This window comes from Dorea sp. YH-dor226 (assembly GCF_039832105.1).
Taxonomy (GTDB): Bacteria; Bacillota; Clostridia; order Lachnospirales; family Lachnospiraceae; genus Dorea_A.
This window is the reverse complement of the sequence record NZ_JBDOHS010000006.1, coordinates 1-26,214: the sequence shown is the minus strand read 5'-3', so window position 1 is coordinate 26,214 and position 26,214 is coordinate 1. Positions and strand designations below refer to the sequence as shown.

Annotated in this window: 20 protein-coding genes and 1 tRNA gene; all 21 read left to right on the top strand. The window is 46.5% G+C overall.

Going from position 1 to position 26,214, the window contains the following annotated elements; translation table 11 throughout:
• Nucleotides 1-44 precede the first annotated feature (44 nt).
• The 21 genes from aspS to ptsP all read left to right on the top strand — a co-directional run bounded on the left by aspS (nt 45) and on the right by ptsP (nt 26,125).
• Nucleotides 45-1,835 (top strand): aspartate--tRNA ligase, encoded by a 1,791-nt coding sequence (gene aspS / locus ABE547_RS06725; RefSeq protein ID WP_347378046.1) that lies wholly within the window; start codon nt 45-47, stop codon nt 1,833-1,835.
• Nucleotides 1,836-1,996: 161 nt separating this feature from the next.
• A tRNA-Gly gene (locus tag ABE547_RS06720) sits at nt 1,997-2,069 on the top strand.
• 356 nt (nt 2,070-2,425) lie between these two features.
• Entirely contained in the window at nt 2,426-2,695 is a 270-nt protein-coding gene (locus ABE547_RS06715; RefSeq protein WP_235251289.1) for a hypothetical protein, read from the top strand.
• 65 nt (nt 2,696-2,760) lie between these two features.
• Nucleotides 2,761-3,927, top strand: a complete 1,167-nt coding sequence (ltrA, locus tag ABE547_RS06710) for a group II intron reverse transcriptase/maturase (protein ID WP_347378045.1) — start codon at nt 2,761-2,763, stop codon at nt 3,925-3,927.
• A 247-nt stretch (nt 3,928-4,174) separates the two neighbouring features.
• Complete coding sequence (locus ABE547_RS06705; protein WP_235248611.1) at nt 4,175-4,393, top strand: cation transporter; 219 nt, start codon at nt 4,175-4,177, stop codon at nt 4,391-4,393.
• A gap of 18 nt (nt 4,394-4,411) precedes the next feature.
• A complete protein-coding gene (locus ABE547_RS06700; protein WP_347378044.1) occupies nt 4,412-6,280 on the top strand; it encodes a heavy metal translocating P-type ATPase in 1,869 nt (622 codons plus the stop codon).
• Between the two features lie 13 nt (nt 6,281-6,293).
• Nucleotides 6,294-6,662, top strand: coding sequence for a metalloregulator ArsR/SmtB family transcription factor (locus ABE547_RS06695; protein WP_347378043.1), 369 nt, complete (start codon nt 6,294-6,296; stop codon nt 6,660-6,662).
• 313 nt (nt 6,663-6,975) lie between these two features.
• A complete protein-coding gene (locus ABE547_RS06690; RefSeq protein WP_347378042.1) occupies nt 6,976-7,275 on the top strand; it encodes a metal-sensing transcriptional repressor in 300 nt (99 codons plus the stop codon).
• Between the two features lie 62 nt (nt 7,276-7,337).
• Nucleotides 7,338-9,869 (top strand): heavy metal translocating P-type ATPase, encoded by a 2,532-nt coding sequence (locus tag ABE547_RS06685; RefSeq protein ID WP_347378041.1) that lies wholly within the window; start codon nt 7,338-7,340, stop codon nt 9,867-9,869.
• Between the two features lie 17 nt (nt 9,870-9,886).
• Entirely contained in the window at nt 9,887-11,371 is a 1,485-nt protein-coding gene (locus tag ABE547_RS06680) for an AAA family ATPase (protein WP_347378040.1), read from the top strand.
• Nucleotides 11,372-11,544: 173 nt separating this feature from the next.
• The gene (locus ABE547_RS06675) at nt 11,545-13,137 is read left to right on the top strand and encodes a response regulator (RefSeq protein ID WP_347378039.1); all 1,593 of its coding nucleotides are present in this window, start codon (nt 11,545-11,547) and stop codon (nt 13,135-13,137) included.
• Nucleotides 13,134-14,915: a histidine kinase gene (locus ABE547_RS06670; RefSeq protein WP_347378038.1), complete on the top strand. Its 1,782-nt coding sequence runs from the start codon at nt 13,134-13,136 to the stop codon at nt 14,913-14,915. The genes ABE547_RS06675 and ABE547_RS06670 overlap by 4 nt, the downstream gene beginning before the upstream one ends.
• Nucleotides 14,902-16,185 carry an ABC transporter substrate-binding protein gene (locus ABE547_RS06665; protein ID WP_347378037.1) on the top strand — a complete coding sequence of 428 codons (1,284 nt, stop codon included), beginning with the start codon at nt 14,902-14,904 and terminating at the stop codon, nt 16,183-16,185. The genes ABE547_RS06670 and ABE547_RS06665 overlap by 14 nt, the downstream gene beginning before the upstream one ends.
• A 115-nt stretch (nt 16,186-16,300) precedes the next feature.
• Nucleotides 16,301-17,608: an ABC transporter substrate-binding protein gene (locus ABE547_RS06660; protein ID WP_347378036.1), complete on the top strand. Its 1,308-nt coding sequence runs from the start codon at nt 16,301-16,303 to the stop codon at nt 17,606-17,608.
• 98 nt (nt 17,609-17,706) lie between these two features.
• On the top strand, nt 17,707-18,549 hold the full coding sequence (locus ABE547_RS06655) for a sugar ABC transporter permease (protein ID WP_347378035.1): 843 nt from the start codon (nt 17,707-17,709) through the stop codon (nt 18,547-18,549).
• Complete coding sequence (locus tag ABE547_RS06650) at nt 18,550-19,386, top strand: carbohydrate ABC transporter permease (protein WP_347378034.1); 837 nt, start codon at nt 18,550-18,552, stop codon at nt 19,384-19,386. It begins immediately after the preceding gene.
• Between the two features lie 36 nt (nt 19,387-19,422).
• Nucleotides 19,423-20,913: a 4-alpha-glucanotransferase gene (malQ, locus tag ABE547_RS06645; RefSeq protein ID WP_347378033.1), complete on the top strand. Its 1,491-nt coding sequence runs from the start codon at nt 19,423-19,425 to the stop codon at nt 20,911-20,913.
• Nucleotides 20,914-21,144: 231 nt separating this feature from the next.
• Nucleotides 21,145-23,280, top strand: a complete 2,136-nt coding sequence (locus ABE547_RS06640) for a glucose PTS transporter subunit IIA (protein WP_347378032.1) — start codon at nt 21,145-21,147, stop codon at nt 23,278-23,280.
• Between the two features lie 34 nt (nt 23,281-23,314).
• A complete protein-coding gene (locus ABE547_RS06635) occupies nt 23,315-24,163 on the top strand; it encodes a PRD domain-containing protein (RefSeq protein ID WP_347378031.1) in 849 nt (282 codons plus the stop codon).
• A 24-nt stretch (nt 24,164-24,187) separates the two neighbouring features.
• Nucleotides 24,188-24,445: an HPr family phosphocarrier protein gene (locus tag ABE547_RS06630; protein WP_347378030.1), complete on the top strand. Its 258-nt coding sequence runs from the start codon at nt 24,188-24,190 to the stop codon at nt 24,443-24,445.
• 15 nt (nt 24,446-24,460) lie between these two features.
• Complete coding sequence (gene ptsP, locus ABE547_RS06625) at nt 24,461-26,125, top strand: phosphoenolpyruvate--protein phosphotransferase (protein ID WP_347378029.1); 1,665 nt, start codon at nt 24,461-24,463, stop codon at nt 26,123-26,125.
• Nucleotides 26,126-26,214 lie beyond the last annotated feature (89 nt).

Genomic DNA, 26,214 nt, shown 5'->3' with positions numbered 1-26,214 from the left:
TCAGGATTCCTGAATTCTGAGAATATTAAGAGGAGATAAGTGACATGGCAGAGTCAATGCAGGGATTAAAGAGAACACACAGATGTGGGGAACTGTCCAGTGCAAATGTAGGCGAAAAAGTCACCATTATGGGCTGGGTACAGAAAAATCGTAATAAAGGCGGTCTGGTATTTGTAGATGTCAGAGACCGCTCCGGAATCATTCAGGTCGTGTTTGAGGAAGGAAAGTCAGAGGCAGCGCTGATTGAAAAGGCTGCAAAGCTTCGTGCGGAGTTTGTGGTAGCTGTTGTGGGAACTGTTGAAAAGCGTTCCGGTGCCGTGAATGAGAATCTGGCAACCGGAGAGATCGAAGTGATCCCGGAAGAACTGAGAGTATTATCAGAGTCCGAGACACCTCCGTTCCCGATTGAAGAAAATTCCAAGACCAAAGAAGAGATTCGACTGAAATACAGATATCTGGATCTTCGCAGACCGGATCTTCAGCGGAATCTGATGATGAGAAGCCAGGTGGCGACACTGACACGTCAGTTCCTGGCAGAGGAAGGATTTCTGGAGATTGAGACACCGGTACTGATCGGAAGTACACCGGAAGGAGCAAGAGATTATCTGGTGCCAAGCCGTGTGCATCAGGGACATTTTTACGCATTGCCGCAGTCTCCGCAGCTGTTTAAGCAGTTATTAATGTGTTCCGGATATGACCGGTATTTCCAGATCGCAAAGTGCTTCCGTGATGAAGACCTGCGTGCGGATCGTCAGCCGGAATTTACACAGATCGATATGGAGCTTTCCTTCGTCGATGTAGACGATGTCATAGATGTCAATGAAAGACTGCTTGCAAAGCTGTTTAAAGAAGTGCTGGGAATCGAGATTTCCCTTCCGATTCAGAGAATGACATGGCAGGAAGCCATGGACCGTTATGGATCCGATAAACCGGATATTCGTTTTGGAATGGAACTTCATAATGTGACAGAAGTGGTAAAAGGCTGTGAATTCGCAGTGTTCAAAGGTGCAATTGAAAACGGCGGAACGGTTCGCGGAATCAATGCAAAGGGACAGGGAGCGATGCCGCGTAAGAAGATCGACAAGCTGGTATCATTTGCAAAAGATTACGGCGCAAAAGGACTGGCATATATTGCAATTCAGGAAGACGGCACCGTCAAATCCTCCTTTGCAAAATTCATGAGCGAAGAAGAGATGGCGGCTCTGATTCAGGCTATGGATGGAGAGAACGGCGATCTTCTGCTGTTTGCCGCTGACAAGAATAAAGTGGTATGGGATGTGCTGGGAGCGCTTCGTCTGGAACTGGCGCGTCAGATGGAGCTTCTGGATAAAAATGAGTATAAATTCCTGTGGATCACAGAATTTCCGCTGCTTGAGTGGAGTGAGGAACAGAACAGATACACTGCTATGCATCATCCGTTCACCATGCCGATGGAAGAGGATCTCCAGTATATCGACAGTGATCCGGGACGTGTGCGTGCCAAAGCTTATGATATCACTTTAAATGGAAATGAGATCGGTGGAGGAAGTGTGAGAATCTTTAATCCGGAGATTCAGAGCAAGATGTTTGAGGTGCTTGGATTTACACCGGAGCAGGCACAGGAACAGTTCGGATTCCTTCTGACAGCATTCAAGTATGGAGTTCCGCCTCACGCAGGACTTGCTTATGGACTGGATCGTCTGGTAATGCTGATGGCAAAACAGGACAGTATCCGTGATGTCATTGCATTCCCGAAGGTAAAGGACGCATCTGATCTGATGACAGAAGCGCCGACAAAGGTAGATCCAAAACAGTTGGAAGAACTTGGGCTTGAGATTGTGGCGGAGGAAGAATAAAGAAAAATATTTATAAAGAATATTTATAAAGATCCGGGTCCGGTGGTGTAAAAACCGTCCGGACTCGGGATTTAAAAAACTTTTTAAAAAAACTGTTGACAAAGGAAGATTTCTGTAGTATAGTAGTTATTGTTCTGAGGAACACAAAACAAATAAGAAATGCGATAGTAGTACAGTTGGTAGTACGCCACCTTGCCAAGGTGGAGGTCGCGGGTTCGAGTCCCGTCTGTCGCTCTCAAGAAGAAGTTCTTTTTAAAAGAACTTCTTTTTTTTGTATGTTGTGTGTCCAGCGAAGCTGGACCACACTTGCCGGTGTAAGTCCGGTCACGGTAATCGCCAGTGAGCCGTGTAGCTAAACTCAGTGCGTTGTAGTAATACAGGGTGCTAAGCGAGTGGATAAAGTAACCTCAATAAGAGGAGCGAGCAATCATACAGACCGTAACATAAAGTGAATTCTGCCGTATCGTTAAAAAGGTCTCTGGCAAGAGAACAAGGGGAAGCTGAACTCTGGGCATATGGGTGAAAGCCATGGAACGTGTGAAGATACTGGAAAGCAGCACGGAGGAATCCCTCGGTATAGAGGAAGCGGTATGTATGAAAAGTGTGGTTCGGAACTGGAGAGACCCTACCCATCACCGAAAGGTAAAAAGAAGGCGTATAAGCTTGGCGAAGTCGTATTTTCTGATGGGAGGGAGTCGGAGAGGAACATAGTACCGACAATGACTGTGCAAGATAACGCAGTTTATGGGAAGGTTCCTTACTTCATTCATGTTTGTAGAGAGGGTAAGAGTGAGAGAATGTCATGCAGACTAATAACTCCAAAGAAAAAGTTCGACAACTTCAAAACAAACTATATCTGACAGCCAAGAAATGCAGTAGCAGAAGATTCCATGCGCTTTATGACAAAGTCTATCGGGATGACGTCATGTATGAAGCATGGAAGCGAGTGAAAGCCAATCAAGGCTCTAGCGGAGTAGATGGAATCACAATAGAGGACATAGAGGCAAGCGGAGTGAACCGATATCTAACTGGAATACAGACAGAATTAAAAAGCGGAACATACAGACCACTACCAGTTCGAAGAGTGATGATTCCAAAACCAGACGGAAGTCAGAGACCACTTGGAATACCATGTGTGAAAGACCGAATTGTGCAGATGGCTACAAAGATAGCAATAGAGCCCGTATTCGAAGCGGACTTTAAGGACTGTTCCTACGGATTCAGACCGAAGCGTAGTGCAAAACAGGCACTAGAGGTAGTCAGAAAAGCATGCAACAACAAAGGTTACTACGTGGTAGATGCAGACATCGAAAAGTTCTTTGACAACGTAAATCAAGATAAGCTAATGGCGCTTATTGAGTTAAGAATCTCAGACAGAAGAATCCAAAAACTCATAAGGCAGTGGCTGAAATCAGGGATTCTCAATGGGAACATCCTAGAAATAAGCGAACTGGGAACGAGCCAAGGCTCGGTTAATTCGCCATTATTAGCAAATATCTACTTGAACACGCTAGACCGACTGTGGGAAAAGTATGGACGTACCCATGGAATACTCGTAAGGTATGCGGATGATACTGTAATCATTTGCAAGAACAAGAAAAGTGCAAACCATGCATTGACACTGTTGCAGTACATCATGGGAAAACTGGACTTGAAACTACATCCTGTTAAGACGAAGATTGTATGTATGTGGGACGGACAGGAAGGCTTTGACTTCCTGGGAATGCATCACAGGCGTATGACAACAGAGACGAGACAGGGAAACACTTTTCAAGAGACCTATCAGTACCCAAGTCGAAAGGCAATGAAAAAGATGAAGTCTGCAATAAAGTCGAACGTGAATAGTAGAAGTCTACTGGTAGCAAGCGAAGAGGATTTAATAAAGAATCTGAATCCGAAGATAACAGGGTGGAAGAACTATTACACAACAAAGACAAGTGATAAATGGATGCAGGCACTTGACTGGTACATTATATGTACCTTTACGAGATGGTACAACAAGAAACATCAGAGACGTAACCATATGTCAAAGGTGGGATATGTGAGAAGCACCTTATATGAAAAAGGCTTAAAAAGAATGGCTACGGCATGACGTAATGCTGTAGAAAGAAGAATGTCGGAAAGCCGTGTGAGGGAGAACCTCATGCACGGTTTGATGAGGGGAGAGAGGGCAAAGCCCTCTAACCTACTCTACTGTTATGTATTCATGCATTTAACAGCTTTTGTAAAATCTGATGCAAATACTCTTGACAGTAGCACCTGTGGTGGTATAATAAAAACAAACATATGAATAAGTGTTCATATGATAAAACGAAAAGCTGTCATGGAGGAATGAAACTATGAAAAAAACGTATAAGATTGATGTGGATTGTGCAAACTGTGCCAATAAGATGGAGGAAGCTGCGAAGAAGACTTCCGGAGTCAAGGATGCAACCGTGAACTTTATGGCACTTAAGATGATCGTGGAATTTGAGGAAGGACAGGATCCGAAGGCAGTCATGAAAGAGGTTCTTAAGAACTGCAGAAAAGTGGAAGATGACTGCGAGATATTCCTGTAGAAGCCGGAGGAGATAACTATGAGCAGGAAGCAGAAAAAGGTTCTGATACGGATCATTCTCGCGGCGGTGCTGCTGATCGTATTATCGCAGGTGCCGGTTACGGGATATCTGAGATGGGGCCTGTATATAATCCCGTATCTGGTGATCGGTTATGATATTCTGAAAAAGGCAGGAAAGGGAATCCTGAACCGTCAGGTGTTTGATGAGAATTTTCTGATGGCGGTAGCAACGGTAGGAGCGATACTCCTTGGAGACTATGCGGAAGGCGTGTCTGTTATGCTGTTCTACCAGATCGGAGAACTGTTTCAGAGCTGTGCAGTTGGAAAGAGCCGGAGAAATATCAGTGATCTGATGGATATCCGCCCGGATTATGCCAATGTTGAGCAGGATGGAACCCTGGAACAGGTAGATCCGGATGAAGTGGAGATCGGCTCTGTGATCGTGGTTCAGCCGGGTGAAAAGATTCCGATCGACGGCGTGATTCTGGAAGGAACGACGACGCTCAATACCAGTGCACTGACCGGAGAAAGTCTTCCAAGAGAAGTGCGGGCCGGGGATGAAGTGATCAGCGGATGCATCAATATGACCGGTGTGCTGAAGATTCAGACGACAAAGGAATTTGGAGAATCAACGGTATCGAAGATTCTGGATCTGGTGGAGAATGCAAGTTCCAAGAAGTCCAGATCCGAGAACTTTATCTCAAAATTTGCCAGATATTATACACCTGCAGTCTGCTACGGAGCGCTGGCGCTGGCAGTCCTGCCGCCGCTTGTGCGTATGCTGGCCTTCGGGCTTCCTGCACAGTGGGGCGACTGGATCTACCGTGCACTGACATTCCTGGTTATCAGCTGTCCGTGTGCGCTGGTCATCAGTATTCCACTGAGCTTTTTTGCCGGAATCGGCGGGGCAAGCAGGGAAGGTGTGCTGGTCAAGGGCTCCAATTATCTGGAAGCGCTGGCACAGACGCGATATGTGGTATTTGATAAGACGGGAACGATGACGCAGGGTGTATTTGAAGTCAGCGGAATTCACCACAGCACCATTCCGGAAGAACAGCTTCTGGAGTATGCGGCGCTGGCGGAGTGCTCTTCTTCGCATCCGATCAGTAAGAGTCTGCAGAAGGCCTACGGGAAACCGTTAGACAGAAGCAGGGTGACGGAGATTGAAGAGATCAGTGGTCACGGCGTCATTGCGAGGGTTGATGGAATTCCGGTCGCTGCCGGTAATGCGAAACTGATGGAGAGCCTGAAGATAGAATGTCAGGAATGTCATGAGACAGGAACGATCGTCCATGTCGCAGTGGACGGACGCTATGCCGGACACATACTGATCTCAGATCTGTTGAAGCCGACGGCGAAGGAAGCGATTCGGGATCTGAAAAAAGCAGGCATTACAAGAACGGTCATGCTGACCGGTGACAGTCAGCGGGTTGCAGACAGAGTAGCGGAAGAACTGGGAATCCGGGAAGTCTACAGCGAGCTGCTTCCGGCAGATAAGGTGGAAAAGGTAGAAGCACTCCTGGAGCAAAAAAGTGCGAAAGAGAAGCTGGCTTTTGTCGGGGATGGTATCAATGATGCACCGGTATTATCCAGGGCAGACATCGGGATTGCCATGGGTGCGCTGGGATCAGATGCGGCGATCGAGGCGGCAGACATCGTACTGATGGATGACGATCCGAAGAAGATAGCCAAAGCGATCCGCATCTCCAGAAAATGTATCCGTATCGTGTATGAGAACATTTATTTTGCAATCGGTATCAAACTGATCTGCCTGTTTCTGGGAGCGGTCGGCATTGCCAATATGTGGGTGGCCATCTTTGCAGATGTCGGAGTGATGGTCATTGCGGTGCTGAATGCGATCCGGACATTGTTTGTAAAAGAATTATAATAGAGGTGACGATATGGCAAAACGAGAAGAAAACTGTGAATGCTGTGATACCTTTGAAGTACATGAGAATCTGCTGGAGATCGTGAATGAGACGATGCCGGAAGAGACGGAGCTCTATGATTTGGCCGAGCTGTTCAAAGTGTTTGGAGATTCCACCAGAATCCGAATCTTGTTTGTTCTGTTTGAGGCGGAAGTGTGCGTGTGCGATCTGGCAGAGGTACTCCACATGACGCAGTCTGCAATCTCACACCAGCTTCGGATCCTGAAGCAGAGTAAGCTGGTAAAAAGCAGAAGAGAAGGGAAATCGGTGTTCTATTCGCTGGCAGATGATCATGTGCGGACGATCATTGCGCAGGGAAGAGAGCATATCGAAGAAGAGTAAAAAGAAGAATTGTAATTTGTCGGTTAAGTGGGCGTTGCAAAATAGATGAGCAATCATTTATTTGCAATGCCCACTTTGATATTCTCGCTATGGAATATCCGGATGGTAATAACGATGTGTGACTGGAAATTTATCTTTCCGGAATGAGAAGTGTGGGGATCTCGTTAAGGGAAAATTTCCCGGGTGCATCGCAAGAAAAATGATGCAGTATAGATTGACGAATGAAATAGAAAAGTATATAATACATATACCGGGTATAGGTATACAAAATGCTGTGATCTGAAGTGAGAAAACCGGAGAAAGGGAGTATTATATGGAAGAGAAAGAATGTTGTCATAGAAAAAAAGTGCGTTCCGAAGAGGAGTACAAAGATCTGATCCACCGGTTAAACCGGATCGAAGGACAGGTTCGGGGAATCAAAAAGATGGTGGAAAAGGATGCGTACTGTCCGGAGATTCTGGTACAGGTATCTGCGGTGAATGCGGCACTGAACAGTTTTAATAAAGTGCTTTTGTCCAATCATATTCGTACTTGTGTTGCGGAGGACATCCGGGAAGGAAATGATGAGACAATTGATGAGCTGGTGAAGGTACTTCAAAAACTCATGAAGTGATGATGCTGCAGAAGAGGATATCATGGACACATATAAAAAGAATGGAAAGAAAGGAAAATAGGATGGAACAATATATCGTAACGGGGATGAGCTGTGCGGCCTGCAGTGCGCGGGTGGAAAAGGCAGTTTCGAAGGTCCCCGGAGTTCACTCCTGTTCCGTGAGCCTGCTTACGAATTCCATGGGAGTCGAAGGTACGGCATCCGAACAGGAGATTATTGCTGCCGTGGAGGCAGCCGGATATGGTGCGACAAAAAAAGGTACTTCCGGTACTGCGGACAGGGCCGGAACCGGTGGAAATTCAACGGCAGCGGAAGAGATGTTAAGAGACAGGGAGACGCCGGCGCTGAAAAGGCGTCTGGTCGCATCACTTGGATTTCTGATTGTGCTCATGTATAGTTCCATGGGACATATGATGTGGGGCTGGCCTCTGCCGTCGGTACTTGACGGCAATCATGTGGCGATGGGGCTGACCCAGATGATTCTGGCAGCGATCATCATGATCATTAACCAGAAGTTTTTTATCAGTGGATTCAAAGGACTGATTCACCGGGCTCCGAATATGGATACACTGGTGGCTCTTGGGTCGGGCGCATCCTTTGTGTACAGCACGTATGCGCTGTTTGCGATGACGGACGCTCAGGTAAGGGGAGATATGGCAGGTGTCATGGCGTATATGCATGAATTTTACTTTGAATCAGCGGCTATGATTCTTGCGCTGATCACGGTTGGTAAGATGCTGGAGGCCAGATCAAAGGGAAAGACGACGGATGCCCTGAAGAGTCTGATGAAGCTTGCGCCGAAGATTGCAACTGTCATAAAAGATGGAGAAGAAAAAGTGATTCCTGCGGAACAGGTGAAAAAGGGAGATATCTTTGTGGTGCGGCCGGGAGAGAATATACCGGTAGATGCAGAAGTTGTGGAAGGAAGCAGTGCGGTAAATGAGGCGGCACTGACCGGAGAGAGTATTCCGGTAGACAAAGAACCTGGAGATTTTGTTTCGGCAGCGACATTGAATCAGTCAGGCTATATCAAATGCAGGGCTGCAAGGGTCGGAGAAGATACGACTTTATCGCAGATCATTCAGATGGTCAGTGATGCAGCCGCTACCAAAGCACCGATCGCAAAGATTGCAGACAGGGTATCCGGTATCTTTGTTCCGCTCGTAATCTCGATTGCGGCAGTTACGATCGTGGTGTGGCTTCTTGCCGGACAAAGTATCGGATTTGCTCTGGCAAGAGGAGTCTCTGTGCTGGTGATCAGCTGCCCGTGTGCACTGGGACTTGCAACTCCTGTGGCAATCATGGTGGGCAATGGCATGGGTGCAAAGCACGGAATCATGTTCAAGACAGCCGTATCCCTGGAAGAGACGGGAAAGATACAGATTGTGGCACTGGATAAGACGGGTACGATCACCAGCGGAGAACCGGTGGTGACGGATCTGATCCCGTCAGAAGGGGTCTCAGAAGAAGAACTGCTTCGAATGGCGTATGCGCTGGAGAAAAAGAGTGAGCATCCGCTGGCGGGTGCAATCCGGAAAAAAGCGGATGAACTTCAGATTCCGTCCGATGAAGTGACAGAATTTACAGCGCTTCCGGGCAATGGACTGACAGCAAAGCTTGGAACGCAGACACTGTACGGCGGCAATCCGGCACTGATCCGGGAGCAGGCGGAGATACCGGTCTCCATTCAGCAGGCGGCGGACCGTCTGGCAGAGGAGGGAAAGACGCCGCTCTACTTCAGCTGTTCCGGAAAACTGATGGGTGTCATAGCGGTAGCTGATGTCATAAAAGAAGACAGTCCAAAGGCTGTAAAGGAACTCCGGAATATGGGAATCCGTGTCATTATGCTGACCGGAGACAATGAGAGAACGGCAGGCGCAATCGGACGGCAGGCCGGTGTTGATGAAGTCATTGCAGGTGTACTTCCTGATGGGAAAGAAAAAGTCATCCGGACACTGAAAAAGCAGGGGAAAGTTGCGATGGTCGGAGACGGAATCAATGATGCGCCGGCACTTACCAGAGCGGATATCGGAATCGCGATCGGAGCAGGAACGGACATTGCCATTGATGCTGCCGATGTTGTGCTGATGAAGAGCAGACTCAGTGATGTCCCGGCGGCTGTCCGGCTGAGCAGGGCAACACTCCGTAATATTCATGAAAATCTGTTTTGGGCGTTCTTCTATAATATAATAGGAATTCCATTAGCGGCCGGAGTGTGGTATCCTTTACTTGGATGGAAATTAAATCCGATGTTTGGTGCTGCGGCAATGAGCCTGTCCAGCTTTTGTGTGGTTACGAATGCACTTCGGCTGAATCTGTGCAATATCTATGATACGGCCAGAGATAGAAAAAGAAAACTTAAGAAGGAAAAGGAGAATAAAGAGATGAAGAAGACGATGAAGATTGAGGGTATGATGTGTGTACACTGTGAAGCAAGAGTGAAGAAATGCCTCGAGGCACTTCCGGAAGTGGAAGAAGCAATCGTAAGCCATGAGGCAGGAACCGCGGAACTTACATTGAATACGGAAGTTGCAGATGAGGTTCTGAAGAAGGTCGTAGAAGACCAGGATTATACGGTGATTTCCATTCAATAGCCGAAGGAGGAATGATTATGACAGTGTTTGATTTTAACAGTGCGCCGGAAGATAAGCAGGCGCCTGTATGTACATATCACATTTTTTATACAGACGAATCAGAGACTTCTCCGGAGAAGCCGATTCTTGTTCTGGACAGCAAAGGAAAGAATTTTGAGCATCATTCCTGTGGCATGTTTACCAATCCGGTGAAGAGAACGGCATTTGAATTCAAAGAGGAAAGCGGAATGGTCAGTGCAGACATTCTGCAGCTGGACGCCCGTTTTGTCAGTCTGTTGAAATGGCTCGGGGAAAATCACATCAATGTACGACTCTCAGGTGCTGAACGTGAGGATGGCTATGCGGTATATAAGATTCGCGAGATGGCTTTTGGAGGAGGTGAGAAGCTATCTGCGGAAGACGGATTTCTGCAGTTTATGATCGACCGTCTGCTGTCGAGCAATGCGCCGACAGAGGAGATCGCAGATGAAGATACGGAAGAGACCGGAGACAGCATGAAACTTACCAGCATTCAGAGTATTACTGACTTTATGAACTGTGCCGGAAGAACGCTTCCGGATAATATTCGACTCTGGGCAAGACGGAACCTGGCTGTGGCCCGCTCCAATGAGGTGTCCCCGGAAGAACGCCGCCATGCACAGAGGGCACTTTCCATGATGATGAATATTCAGTGGAAGAATCATTATTTTGAGGCAATCGATCCGGAGGAAGCACGACGCATTCTGGACGAGACACTGTATGGTATGGAACGGGTAAAGCAAAGAATCATCGAGACTATCATTCAGATCAATCGTACCCATACCCTGCCGGCGTATGGTCTATTGCTGATCGGACCTGCCGGAACCGGAAAGTCACAGATTGCCTATGCAGTGGCACGAATCCTGAAATTGCCGTGGACGACACTGGATATGAGTTCGATTAACGATCCGGAGCAGCTTACCGGAAGCTCCCGTGTCTATGCCAATGCCAAGCCGGGAATTATTATGGACGCATTTGCCATGGCAGGAGAATCGAATCTGGTCTTCATTATCAATGAGCTGGATAAGGCGGCAGCAGGAAAAGGCAACGGCAATCCGGCCGATGTCCTTCTGACTCTGCTTGATAATCTTGGATTTACCGATAACTATATCGAATGTATGATTCCGACGGTAGGAGTCTATCCAATTGCAACTGCGAATGAGAAAGATCAGATCAGCGCACCTCTTATGTCCCGGTTTGCGGTGATTGAGATTCCTGACTATACACCGGAAGAAAAGAAGGTCATATTCTCACAGTATGCACTTCCGAAGGTTCTGAAAAGAATCGGCATGCGGGAGGATGAGTGTGTTCTTACGGATGATGGTCTGGATGAGGTGATCCGGATGCATGAAGACACCAGCGGAATCCGTGATCTGGAGCAGGCTGCGGAACACATTGCCGCGAATGCACTGTACCAGATTGAGGTCAACCATGTGGACAGGGTTGCTTTCAATGCAGAGATGATCAGAGAACTTCTGGATTAATGTACTGACAGATGGAAAAGTATGTTTTTTGACACTGAAAGGTATGTTTTTTTGTATAACAGGTATGATTTTTGATAAAAATAATTCTCTGACAGGAAATACAATGGAGATGTAATCTATTGACGGTACGGATGCCGGAGGAGCCGGCATTCATCTGAATAGTGGGGAGAGTTATGGAATTATTGAAGCTTGTTATTGTAGATGATGAGTCTATCCTTCTGCAGGGATTATTGAAAACGTATGACTGGAAGAGCATGGGATTCGAAGTGGTCGGGACTGCACAGAGCGGAGAGCAGGCAATTCATGTGATCCGGGAAAAGAGGCCGGATGTGGTACTGACGGATATCAGAATGAAACAGATTACCGGTCTGATGGTCATGGAAACGATTCAGAAGGAAGAGATCGACTGTCTGTTTATTGTGCTGAGCGCTTACCGGGATTTTGAATATGCACAGCAGGCATGCGAGCTGGGTGCATTTGCGTATCTTCTGAAGCCGATCGAGGATGAGAAGCTTCAGGAAACCATGCAGAATGCCTGGAATACCTGTATGGAGCAGCGAAGAAATCAGGAAAAATACAACAGCTGGGAGCGCCTTCTGAAGGAAGATTCAGACAGCTTCCTGCAGGTAGTTGTGCAGAAGTATATACAGAACCGGATCCCTCAGGAAAAGGTGGAAGAAGTGTTTGCGACGCTTCAGGATGTGATTCGTGAGGGAGACCGGTTTATTACGGTGTGCGTGGATATTGATCTTGCATACAAGATCACCAACGCGCTGGAGTATGAGGCATCCAGATATGCCATGATCCAGCAGCTGGAAGGAATGATCGGAGATCGGTTTTTCTACTGGAAATTTGAAAATGAAGAGGGAACCTGTGCATTTATCATTAAAACACAGGAGAATGCGTCGGTTCGTGAACTGAAGCAGATGCTGGAGCATATTAAAAAGGAAGAAAGAAGCCCGATCGTGGCGGCAATCTCCAAGCCGTATAAGGGAATCCGGGGAATCAAGAGAAGCTGTGAAGAGGCACAGAAGCTGTTCGGACTTGCCAGTATCTCCGGAGCAAGTGCATTTACCATACCGGAGGAGATGGAAGAAAAAGTAGAGAAGTCTTATCCGGCGGATGCGGAGAATATGATCGTCAACGCTGTCCGGAAAAACAGTGAACAGGAACTGAAGGATGCATTTGTGAATTTTATCTACAGTCTGCCCAATGAGGAAGAACTTCAGTGCCAGTACATGCATAAGGTCATGCTGAAGGCGGAATTCATGCTGAAGGATTCCTATGGACTGAACGAGGAATTAAAGGGGCAGTTTCAGAATTATTATTCCAATCTGAAGAACCTGAATGCGGCCCGTTCCGTGGATGTCTGCTACAAGATCCTCGGAAAAGCGATCGAAGTTCGAAGAGAAACTGCCGGGAAGGATGAGACCAGGTATTTTAAGGAATATATGTCTGAAGCAATCGCCTATATCGAAGAGAATCTGAATGATGAGGAACTGTCCATTGTACAGGTGGCAACACAGGTGTACCTCAATCCGGTGTATTTCGGACGGGTGTTCAAGAATACATTTCAGATGACATTTAAAAAATATCTGCTGCAGCGGAGAATGGAAAAGGCGAAAGAACTTCTGGAGAATGGGGATCACAGTATCGGAACGATCTGTGAACAGGTTGGAATCAGCAATCCATCGTATTTCTCGCATTTGTTTAAACAATATACCGGAAAACTGCCGAGTGAATATAAAAGGGAATATAAAGCATGACAGAGCAAAAGAAATCTTCGGGAATACAGAGAAAATATCTGAAATATATGATTTCGCTCCTGATACTGGCGTTATTCTTGTCCAGTATCGGAGTCTGGTTCTATATGCGAAAGAACATGACTTCAGTCATTGTAGATAAATATGAATTCATGAATGAAAAGATGGGCATGGCCATGGATAATCTTTATCAGAAGAGTGATGAAGTCACTGCGGACTGTATCGTCAACGATAATGTACAGAAGAGCCTGAAGACCAAGGGCCTGGAAGAGGTGGAAAAGAATGCTCTGAGCAAGTATTTTGCCTATATTGATCTGGATCATGTGGCAGAATACTGTTATGTGGATAACAAAGAAAATGTCTATACAAAATCCTACTCCAAGATCTCATATGAAGATTTCGAAAAAAGCGGATTTGCAGACGAGCTGGGAGAGGAGTATTCCAGGACAAAGTGGTTCTGGGCCAAAGACGAGCTGTTCGGAGACGGGGAATATGCGCTGTTCATCGGAAGATATGTCAGGAGCATGGATTATGCACATGATCCGGGAATGCTGTTCCTGAAGATGAATGATGAGTTTTTGTCAGAAGTGGTAACGGAAAATGACAAACTGACGGATGAAGTAGCGGTCGGAATCGTAGATACTGACGGACGGATCTGTATGGAATGGAGTCCGGACGGATTTGAGATGGAAAAAACTGATAAAGAGCGGATCAGGGAACTGGCCGGAAGTGATGCGTCAAGTGTGATTGTCAACGGAGAACATGTGAAGGGAGGAATCCTTTCGGTATACCGGCAAGAAAAAAACGGAATGCTGATCTATACACTGGTGCCGAACAAAGTTCTGAATCAGGGTATGAATCAGATTCTGATGGTATTGATTGGAATCTATCTGCTGGTCATGGCAGCGGCTTTTGTGATTAGTATCTATGCGTCACGTGTCTTTACAAGACCGATCAAGAAGATCAGTGATGCAATGACTGAGTTTGACGGACAGGATTTTACCAGGACGGTGGATATTCATACGAATACGGAGCTGGATAACATCGGAGAATCATATAATAAGATGCTGGAGAATATCGAACAGCTGCTTCTGGAGATCAAGAGCCAGGAGAAAGAGCTTCGAACCAGTGAACTGAATATGTTGATCAGCCAGATCAATCCACACTTTTTGTATAATACACTGGATACGATCTATATGCTGGCAAGGATCAACGGGGAGGAGACGACCATGAAGATGATACAGGCACTTTCCCGATATCTCCGATTGTCTCTGAGTAAAGGCAGAGATATGGTAACAGTGGAAGATGAGCTGGAGAATGTGAAGAGTTACATGGAGATCCAGCAGATCCGCAACGAGAATCTCTTCCGTTATGAGATCGACTGTCAGGTAGACGCAAAGAACCGGTGGGTACTGAAGCTGGTTCTGCAGCCACTGGTGGAAAATGCGATCAAGTATGGCTTTTGTGATATCTATGAAGGTGGTCTGATACGGATCCGCGTAAAGGAGGTCGACGGAAAGCTGATTCTGGCAGTCTATAATAACGGGACACCGATGGAAGCAGAGACGGCAGAAAAGATCAATGCGCTTGGTACACTGCCTGTGACGGAGATGAAAGAATGTTTTCCTGATAAACAGCATGGATATGGTGTTGTGAATATCATTACCAGGCTTCGGCTGAAATATGGAGAGGATGTAGGTTTTGCTTATGAAGTTCAGAAAGAAGGAACGGAATGTGTCATTCAGCTTCCGGTGGATGGGACGGAAAATGATGAACTATAATCGTGCGATTGCAGCCATAATTCTGTGCGCAATGCTGATCAGCATTGCGGGTTGTGCAGGCAGGGAAAAAAAGCAGGCAGAGAGTCCGTCGGAAGAGATCCGGATTCCCATGATACTGACGGTAGATCCGACCACGGGAAAAAAGAATGAGCAGGAAGTGGTAGAAGCATTTAATAAAGCCTACCAGGGCAGATATCAGATTGATGTGGAATGGATTATGGAGACGGAAGAGGAATACCGCAAGAATCTGAAACGACAGAATGTGACGGATGAGCTTCCGGCGGTCATCACGGATTTGCGCCTATTGCCCTCTTTCTATCAGATGATGATCGAAGAAGAGAGGCTGGTAGACCTGGCTCCATATATACAGGAGGATTCAGAGTGGAACCGGATCGTAGAACCGGCTGTTCTGGAGGCATGTACCGAATCGGATGGAAGTATCTATCTGGGACCACTCAGTACAACTGCATTTTCCTGCTCCGGCGTCTTCTGGAATCAGAGCCTGTTCGAACAGGCGGGAATTGAGGAGTTCCCGGAGACCTGGGAAGAATTCTGGGAGTGTTGTGACAGACTGAAGGCGCAGGGGATCACTCCGCTGGGACTTCACACGGAAGGAACAGGCTGGGCGCCCATGCTCCTGGCAACGGCAGAGCTGGCTGATTCCGAAGAAGGAGCTCAGTTCATGAAGCAGTTATATCCGGACAGCTATCAGAATGAGAACGGACTGCATCTGGCCGATACGCTAAAGAAGTTGTTCTCATATACGACCGAGGATGCCATGCATACGGATTTTGATGTCGCTTATACGAATTTCGTGTCCGGGAAGGTTGCGATGATCCCAAACGGCTACTGGATGATCGATAAGATTCCGGAAGAGTTTGTGGAAAATGTAAGGTTTTCTGCATTTCCGGGGAATAAGCTGATCTCATCTCCTGAGACATTTGGGTGGGCTGTAGTTGCTACATACAGTGATGAGATAAAGGAAGGTGCGATTGCATTTCTGAAATTCCGGACGATCTTCAATATGGAAGAAAAGAGTAAGCTGCTGAAACTGGATGGAAAGACGGACCGTCAGCTGCTGCAGGATTATATTGATGCATTTACGGAGGAACCACAGATTGTTCCGAACTATCAGGTGAAATGGAATTCTATTCTGCAGGAAGAGACGCTGGGAGAATGCCTGCCGGATCTTGCACAGGGAAAGATGTCCCCGGAAGAGTTTGTAAAGAAAGCGGATGAGAGCATCCGGCAGTATGAAGAAGAACAATAGAAGAGTATATTTTTTTGTATTTTAGGTTTTTTAATTGATACAGCTTTTTACGCGACAACTGATATGATGTACTCACAACAAAGAAAACAATGTTTGGAAAGGTGAGGTAAACATTATGAAAAAGCGTAAAGTTGTATCAATTTTACTTGTTGCGGCTATGGCAGTTGGTATGTTGGCAGGCTGCGGAAGTTCATCATCATCTTCTGATGAGGGATCAGGGGATAAGGAAGCTTCCGGAAAGGTATATTATCTGAACTTCAAACCAGAAGCAGACGAGCAGTGGCAGGCTCTGGCTGAAGCATATACTGATGAGACAGGAGTTCCGGTAACGGTTCTTACAGCAGCTTCCGGAGAGTATGAGAAGACACTGAAGTCAGAGATGGCTAAGACAGACGCTCCTACATTATTCCAGGTAAACGGACCGGTTGGTCTTGCAAGCTGGAAAGATTACTGCTATGATCTGTCCGGATCTGATATTGCCGGAGAACTGACAGATGACAGCTTCGCTCTGAAAGACGGAGATCAGACACTTGGTATCGCATATGTTATCGAAAACTACGGAATTATTTACAACAAAGCACTTCTGGAAGAGGCTGGATATACAGCAGATGATATCACAAACTTTGACAGCTTCAAGAAAGTAGTAGAAGATATCACAGCACGTAAAGATGAACTTGGATTCTCTGCATTCACATCCGCTGGTATGGACGGATCTTCTGACTGGAGATTCAAGACACATCTTGCAAACCTTCCGATCTACTATGAATATAAAGCAGATGGAATTGACAACACAGATGCAATCAAAGGCACCTACCTTGACAACTATCGTCAGATCTGGGATCTGTACATCAACAATGCTACCTGTGATCCGAAACTTCTGTCCACAAAGACAGGTGATGATGCTGTAGCAGAATTCGTAACAGAGGAAGCAGTTTTCTATCAGAATGGTACATGGGCTTATAACGATGTAGCTGATCTTGGCGACGAGAATCTTGGAATCCTTCCAATCTACATCGGCGTAGAAGGCGAAGAAGATCAGGGTGTATGTACCGGTACAGAGAACTACTGGTGTGTAAACTCCAAAGCTTCTGAGGAAGATATTCAGGCAACACTGGACTTCATCAACTGGTGTGTAACATCTGAGACAGGTGTAGAAGCAATGTGCAAAGATATGGGATTCGTAATTCCATTCAAATCTAACCTGGAATCTGACAACGTACTTGTAAATGAAGCAAACAAATATCTTGAAGAAGGAAAGACTCCTGTATCATGGAACTTCTCTACAATGCCGTCTGAAGAGTGGAAGAACGGTGTAGGATCTGCTCTTACAGCATATGCAGCTGATCAGACAGATGCAAACTGGGATGCAGTTGTATCCGCATTCGTAGATGGATGGGCAACAGAGGCAGCAGCTGCTGAATAATCTGTTCGAGGATAAGGTGTTCTGACAAAAGGCAAAGCATAAAGGATGCGGCGGGCGAGATTGTTCGCCCGCCGCTTTTTGAGAAGGAGGGCGATTTTGTGGAAAAGGCCATGAAACGTTATATGCCGATATTCGTACTCCCAACATTCTGTGCGTTTACACTCGGCTTTATTGTCCCGTTTATCATGGGAATCTGGCTTTCGTTCTGTAAGTTTACGACAGTTACAGACGCAAAGTTTGTAGGTTTTTCAAATTACATAAAAGCATTTCAAGATACGGTTTTCAGACATTCGTTCTGGTACACCGCTTTATTTGCGGTTGTATCTCTGGTAGTGATCAATGTGTTTGCATTTGCGCTTGCCATGGCGCTGACTCAGAAAATGAGAGGAACCAACATCTTCCGTACCATTTTCTTCATGCCAAACCTGATCGGAGGTATCGTGCTTGGTTATATCTGGCAGCTGATCTTTGACGGAATCCTGTCCAATTATAATACAGCACTGAAATTAAATGAGTGGCTTGGTTTCTGGGGATTGATCATCCTGGTAAGCTGGCAGCAGATAGGTTATATGATGATCATCTACATTGCCGGTCTTCAGTCCATTCCGGGAGATGTACTGGAAGCAGCACAGATCGACGGGGCGACCAGCTGGCAGAGATTGTGGAAAGTGACTGTTCCGATGATGATGCCGTCTATTACGATCTGTGTATTCCTGTCCATTACCAACGGATTCAAGCTCTTTGACCAGAACTTGTCACTGACAGCAGGTGAACCGTCGAAGATGTCAGAAATGATGGCACTCAATATCTACAATACATTCTATGGACGTACCGGATGGGAAGGTGTCGGACAGGCGAAGGCAGTACTTTTCTTCCTGCTTGTAGTGGCAATCGGTATGCTGCAGTTGAGAGCAACACGTTCAAAGGAGGTGCAGCAGTAAATGAAGTGGAAAAACAAATTAAGCTGGGCCGGAACCGGTATATTTACGATTCTTGGTGTGATCTATATTCTGCCGATCCTGATCGTGCTCATCAATTCCTTTAAGAAAAAAGTATTTATCAACAAAGAACCATTTACCCTGCCGACGGAAAAGACATTCGTAGGCATGGATAACTATCTTGCTGCGATCGACAAATATCAGCTGTTGAGTGCAGTTGGATGGACGGTATTTATTACGGTCGGATCTGTGTTGGTGATCCTGATCTGTACCTCCATGTGCGCATGGTATATTACAAGAGTTAATACCAGATTTACAAAGACGATGTATCTGTTATGTGTATTTTCCATGGTTGTTCCGTTCCAGATGGTGATGTTCACACTTTCTCTGATTGCGGACCGTACCAGACTGAATACCCCGTGGGGAATCATCATCATCTATCTGGGATTCGGAGCCGGACTTGCGGTCTTCATGTTCTGTGGATTCGTCAAATCGATTCCGCTTGAAATTGAGGAAGCTGCCATGATCGACGGATGTACACCGCTTCGTACCTTCTTCTCTGTAGTACTTCCGATCATGAAACCGACTTATATCTCCGTTGGTATTCTGGAGACCATGTGGATCTGGAATGACTTCCTGCTTCCATATCTGGTACTGGATCTGAATAAATATAAGACGATCTCTATCATCATCCAGTACATGAAGGGAAGCTACGGACGTGTGGATATGGGTGCAATTATGGCGGCTCTTATCCTTGCGATTATTCCGGTTATCATCTTCTATCTGTCCTGCCAGAAACACATCATCAAAGGTGTTGCGGCCGGAGCTGTTAAGGGTTAAAATAGGAATATGAAATATACTTGGAGGATAGATGACATGAGAAAAAGTGGAATGTTGATGCCGATATCGGCATTGCCAGGTTCCTATGGTATTGGCTGCTTTTCAAAAGAAGCATATCATTTTGCAGATATCCTGAAAAAGTCCGGACAGTCCCAGTGGCAGATCCTGCCACTGGGACCAACTGGTTATGGAGATTCTCCGTACCAGTCTTTTTCTACATTTGCAGGCAACCCTTACTTTATCGATCTGGAGACTTTGATCGAAGAAGGAATGCTCACCAGAGAAGAGTGTGATGCGGCTGATTTCGGAGAGGATGAGACGGCCATCAACTACGAAAAGCTGTACCATGCGCGGTTTGATGTGTTAAGAATTGCCTATCATCGGGCGAAAGAGTCCGGAGGGTTACAGGAGTCTGCGTATGTAGACTTTGTGGAAAGAGAGAAGTTCTGGCTTCGGGATTATGCCCTTTATATGGCAGTGAAGAATCGGTTTGGAGGAAAGAGCTGGGACAATTGGGATGAGGATATTCGTCTCAGGCAGCCGGAGGCTATGGAGCGGTACACGGAAGAACTGGCAGATGAGATTGCTTTCTATGAATATCAGCAGTATCTGTTTTCGGTTCAGTGGACAGCTCTGAAAGCATATGCCAATGAACAGGGGATTCAGATCATCGGTGATATTCCGATCTATGTGGCGTTTGACAGTGCAGATACCTGGGCGAATCCAAAGCTGTTCCAGCTGGATGAGAAGAATCTGCCGGTCGCAGTTGCCGGATGTCCGCCAGATGGATTTTCCGCAACCGGTCAGCTCTGGGGGAATCCGCTCTATGACTGGGAATACCATAAAGAAACGGGGTATGCGTGGTGGATCCAGAGAATTGCAGGTTGTTTTAAGCTCTACGATGTGATCCGGATCGATCACTTCCGTGGCTTTGATGAATATTATTCGATTCCGTATGGAGATAAGACGGCGGAGCATGGGGCATGGATGCCGGGACCGGGCATGGAGCTGTTCCATGCGATCCGAAGAGAGCTTGGAGACCTTCCGATCATTGCGGAAGATCTGGGATTTTTGACAGAAAGTGTAAGAAAGCTTCTGGCGGACAGTGGTTATCCGGGCATGAAGGTTCTTCAGTTCGCATTTGATTCCCGGGAAGACAGCGATTATCTTCCGCATAATTATGAGAGAAATTGTGTGGTCTATACAGGGACGCATGATAACGATACCGTCAGAGGATGGTACGAAGTTCTTGCGCCGGAAGACAAGGAGATGGCGCTGGAATATCTGGGCAATCGTTTTACTCCGGAGGAAGAGATTGCATGGGATTATATCGGTCTTGCCATGCGAAGTGTGGCAGATACCTGTATCATACCGGTACAGGATTATCTGGGACTCGGAAAAGAGGCGAGGATCAATACACCGTCTACACTGGGGGGTAACTGGATGTGGAGAATGAAGAAGGATGCTTTTACAGAAGATCTGATTGACAGGATCCGTCATCTGACAAGAGTGTGCGCGAGATATTAATTTTTTTGCGTTCCGGAAGAGAAAACTGCTTGACAAATAAAATGTGCGGTGATAAGTTAATATCTAGTGATAGCATGTTACTTGTTTTGAAGAACGAGGCATTAACTATACATAAATGCAAGGGATATTTATGTGTGTTAATGCCTTTTTTTGTACTATAATGATAGAAAAAAGGAACCCATCCGCAGACACACAGAGGTGTTCCGGCAGAAGTGGAAAAGGAGAAAAGAGATGAAAGACAAAATTTTTGGTGTATTGCAGCGTGTGGGAAGATCATTTATGCTGCCGATCGCAATTCTTCCTGTAGCCGGGCTGTTGCTGGGAGTCGGAAGCTCCTTCAGTAATGAAACCATGCTTGCGGCGTACGGACTGCAGGGGGTTCTGGGAGAAGGAACGGTATTTCACGCCATCTTCCTGGTTATGAAAGATGCAGGAAATATTGTATTTGCGAATCTGCCACTGATATTTGCCATGGGTGTGGCAATCGGTATGGCAAAGAAGGAAAAAGAAGTTGCAGCGCTTGCAGCCGTGATCGCGTTCTTTATCATGCACGCTTCGATCGGAGCCATGATTGAGATCGGAGGAGGAACGGAGAGTATGCTGGAAGGCGCAACGACGTCCGTATGCGGAATTACTTCTCTTCAGATGGGTGTGTTCGGAGGTATCATCGTCGGACTGGGAGTTGCGGCTCTTCACAACAGATATTATAAGATTGAACTTCCGCAGGTATTGTCCTTCTTTGGAGGCACCAGATTCGTGCCGATCATATGCTCTCTGGTATATACAGGAGTGGGAATTGCCATGTACTTTATCTGGCCGGTGATCCAGGGCGGTATCTATGCAGTAGGAGATGTGGTTCTGAATTCCGGATATTTTGGAACCTGGCTGTACGGATTGATGGAACGTCTGTTAATTCCGTTCGGTCTGCATCATGTGTTCTATCTCCCGTTCTGGCAGACTGCACTTGGCGGAACGCTGGAGGTTGCGGGCCAGGCAGTGGAAGGAGCTCAGAATATCTTTTTTGCTCAGCTGGCAGACCCGACGGTAGAACATTTTGCAGTATCTGCAACGAGATTCATGTCCGGTAAATTCCCGCTGATGATCTTCGGACTCCCGGGAGCGGCACTTGCAATGTACAAATGCGCAAAGCCGGAAAAGAGAAAAGAAGTTGGAGGCCTTCTGCTTTCAGCAGCACTGACTTCCATGCTGACCGGTATCACGGAACCTCTGGAATTTACCTTCCTGTTTGTGGCACCGCTCCTTTATGGAATCCATTGTGTGTTTGCAGGACTTGCATATATGCTGATGCATGTATTTAATGTCGGTGTAGGTATGACATTCTCCGGAGGTATGATCGACATGTTCCTCTTTGGTGTCCTTCAGGGCAATGAAAAGACCAGCTGGATCTGGATCGTCATCGTGGGAGTTGTATACTTTATCGTATATTATTTCCTGTTTGGATTCCTGATCCGAAAAATGGATCTGAAGACTCCGGGAAGAGATGACAGTGAAGAGGTGAAGTTATATCGAAGAAGCGACGTGGAAGCAAGAAAGAAAGGAGAATCTGCAGGAAGCGGATCTTCTGTGGATGAACTTTCACAGAGCATCTGTCGCGGACTTGGCGGCAAGAAGAATATCTCTGATGTGGACTGCTGTGCAACCAGACTTCGCTGTACGGTGTACAAGGCAGAACTGGTAAATGATGCACTTTTGAAGGCTACAGGCGCTTCCGGTGTCGTACACAAAGGAAATGGTGTTCAGATCATCTACGGACCGCGGGTAACGGTGATCAAGTCCAATCTCGAGGATTATCTGGAGACAGCGCCGGATGAGGAATATACGGAAGAAGAGGTACAGGAAGCCGTTGAAGAAGCAGTAACGGAAGAAAAAGAACAGAAGGTAGTAAAGACCATTGAGATCTCAAGTCCGATCACAGGACTGGCGGCAGATCTTTCGACGGCGCCGGATGAAGCATTTGCAAAGCGCATGATGGGGGACGGAGCGGTCGTTACACCGGAGGATGCAATCGTAAGAGCACCGGAAGACGGAGAAGTATGCTTTGTATTTGACACCAGGCACGCAATTGGTTTCCAGACGGATTCCGGAATCAGTCTTCTGATTCATGTCGGAATTGATACGGTGAAGCTTGACGGCGAGGGATTTGAAGTGTTTGTAGAGAATGGTCAGAAGGTAAAGAAGGGAGATCCGATGCTGAAGCTGGATCTGGATTATCTGAAAGCACATGCGCCTTCTCTGGTATCACCAATCCTTTGTACGGAGCTTGAGGATAACCAGAAGATTCGTCTGATCAGAGACGGGGAGATTCAGGCGGGAGAAGCACTGTTTGCAGTGGATATCTGCGAATAAGAAGATAAGAAATGAAATGTAAGTGGGGAATGAGATGTACAGGATAAAAAAAGTATTAAATCATAATACAGTCATTGCGATCAGCGAGAGAGAACATCAGGAATGCCTGATCATGGGAAAAGGAATCGGATTCGGTAAAAAGGTAAGTGAAAGAATTGAGACCAGACCGGAAGACCGGGTATATTCACTGAAGGAATATACAGAGCGCGGTGACGCCAGAGAGATCGTTCAGTCGGTAGCACCGGAATTTCTTGAGATCACGAATGAAGTGTTAAATGAGGCAGAAAAGATATTTGGCCGGATTGACCGCAATGTACTGTTCCCACTGGCAGATCATATTGCATTTGCAGTACAGAGAATTAAGAATTACGAGCAGATCAGCAATCCTCTGACGGAGGATATCCGGATTCTGTTCCATATGGAATTTAAGGCAGCGGAAAAGATCCGGCCGCTTCTGGAGAAACGGATGGGTATCCAGATTGATGATGACGAGGTCGGATACGTTGCGCTTCATATACATTCTGCAATTGATGATGAGAAGGTATCACAGGCAATGCAGATGGCAAGAGCAGTAAGGGAATGTATCTCTCTGGTGGAGCAGACCGTCGGAAAGTCCATCGATGTGGCTTCTCTTTCCTATAATCGTCTGATGAATCATATCCGATATATGGTAGCGCGTGCTATGAGCGGTGAGAAGCTGAAGGTCAATATGAATGATTATATGAAGATCAAATTTCCGGAGGCATATCAGATGGCAGAAAGTGTCTGCAGACAGGTCGGGCACAGTCTGGGATGTGCGCTGGAAGAAGTAGAGGTCGGGTATCTGGCAATGCATATCGAAAGAGTGGCAAGTGATGAGCTGGATACCGGAAAAGAAGATTAAAAAAGAAAAAAGGAGAATGATATTATGAAAACATTTAATTACGTAATCACAGACAAAGTAGGAATTCACGCAAGACCGGCAGGAATGCTTGTAAAGGAAGCAAAAAAATATGCATCTTCCATTACAATCGTAAAGGGAGAGAAGAAAGCAGATGCCAGAAAACTGATGGTTCTCATGGGACTGGGAGTAAAATGTGGAGAAGAAGTGACAGTAGAAGTAGAAGGTGCTGATGAAGAAGTGGCAGCAGCAGCTATGGAGACATTTTTCAAAGAGAATCTGTAAGATTGGAGCACAGGTATGGAAGTATATACTGGAAAATCGATATACAAAGGCATTGCAATCGGAAGAATCCTTTTCTATCAGAAAGGGGAGCAGTCTGTAAAGCGGACAAGGATTGAAGATACCGCATCGGAGATCGGAAGATATGAGGCTGCAAGACAGAAAGCAATGGAACAGTTGAATGCGCTGTATGAAAAGGCAGTAAAAGAAGTGGGCGAGATGAATGCAGCTGTCTTCGAAGTGCATGCTATGATGCTGGAAGATGATGACTATGTGGATTCCATCATCAACATCATTGAGACACAGCAGGTCAATGCAGAGTTTGCCGTTGCCACAACAGGAGACAACTTTGCAAAGATGTTTGCAGATATGGATGATGATTATTTTAGAGCCAGAGCAGCGGATGTAAAAGACATATCCGAACGTCTGGTCAATATCTTAAGCGGGCGTGAGAACGGCGGTGATATCGGAGAAGAACCGGTAATCATTGTGGCGGATGATCTTGCACCGAGTGAGACGGTACAGATGGACAAGGAAAAACTCCTGGCTTTTGTTACCGAGCACGGATCAGCCAATTCCCATACGGCGATTCTTGCGAGAACCATGAATATTCCTGCGCTGATCGGTGTTCAGATCCGGGAGGCCTGGAACGGCAGACTGGCAGTGGTAGACGGTTATTCCGGAACCTTGTACGTAGATCCGGAGGATGAGATCTTAAGTCAGATGAAGGCGCGTCAGGAAGAGGACATCCGTGCAAGAGAGCTGTTGTCAGAATTAAAGGGAAAAGAAGATGTCACGCTGGATGGAAAGTCCATCCGTCTGTATGCCAATATCGGCAGTGTGAAGGATATCGCCAGTGTGCTTGCCAATGATGCGGCAGGAATCGGTCTGTTCCGAAGTGAATTCCTGTATCTGGAGTCATCGGATTATCCGGATGAAGAGACGCAGTTCCAGACGTATAAGACGGTTGCAGAAAATATGGCCGGAAAAAAGGTGATTGTGCGGACACTGGATATCGGCGCTGACAAACAGGCGGATTATTTCCAGATTGCACATGAAGAGAACCCGGCTATGGGATTTCGTGCAATTCGTATCTGTCTGGAGAGAACAGAGATCTTCAAGACGCAGCTGCGCGCATTATTCCGTGCAAGTGCATACGGAAATATTGCGATCATGTATCCGATGATCATCTCCGTGGATGAGGTGCGCCGCATCAAAGAGATCGTGGCGGAGGTAAAAAGAGAGCTGGACGAGCAGGGCATCGCATATGGTGAAGTGGAGCAGGGCATAATGATTGAGACTCCGGCAGCAGTCATGATCAGTGATCTTCTGGCAGAAGAAGTGGATTTCTTCAGCATCGGAACCAATGATCTGACACAGTATACCCTGGCAATCGACCGGCAGAACAGTAAGCTTGATTCTATCTATGATTCTCATCATCCGGCAGTTCTTCGGATGATCCGGCAGACAATCGAGAATGGACATCAGCATGGATGCTGGGTAGGAATCTGTGGCGAGCTCGGAGCAGATATGAGCCTGACAGAGACGTTCCTTGATATGGGAATTGATGAGCTGTCGGTGTCTCCGTCTTTTGTACTTCCGATCCGTAAAAAGATACGAGAGATGGATCTGAGAAAAATTAAAACAAAATGGTCACTTGTAAAAGTTAATTCCACTTTGTAAGACTTACTTCCACCTTGTAGGATTAAATTCCACTGGGTGGAAGTTTTTTGTTACAAAAATAGTGGTATTTACGTCAAAAAGCATCTATA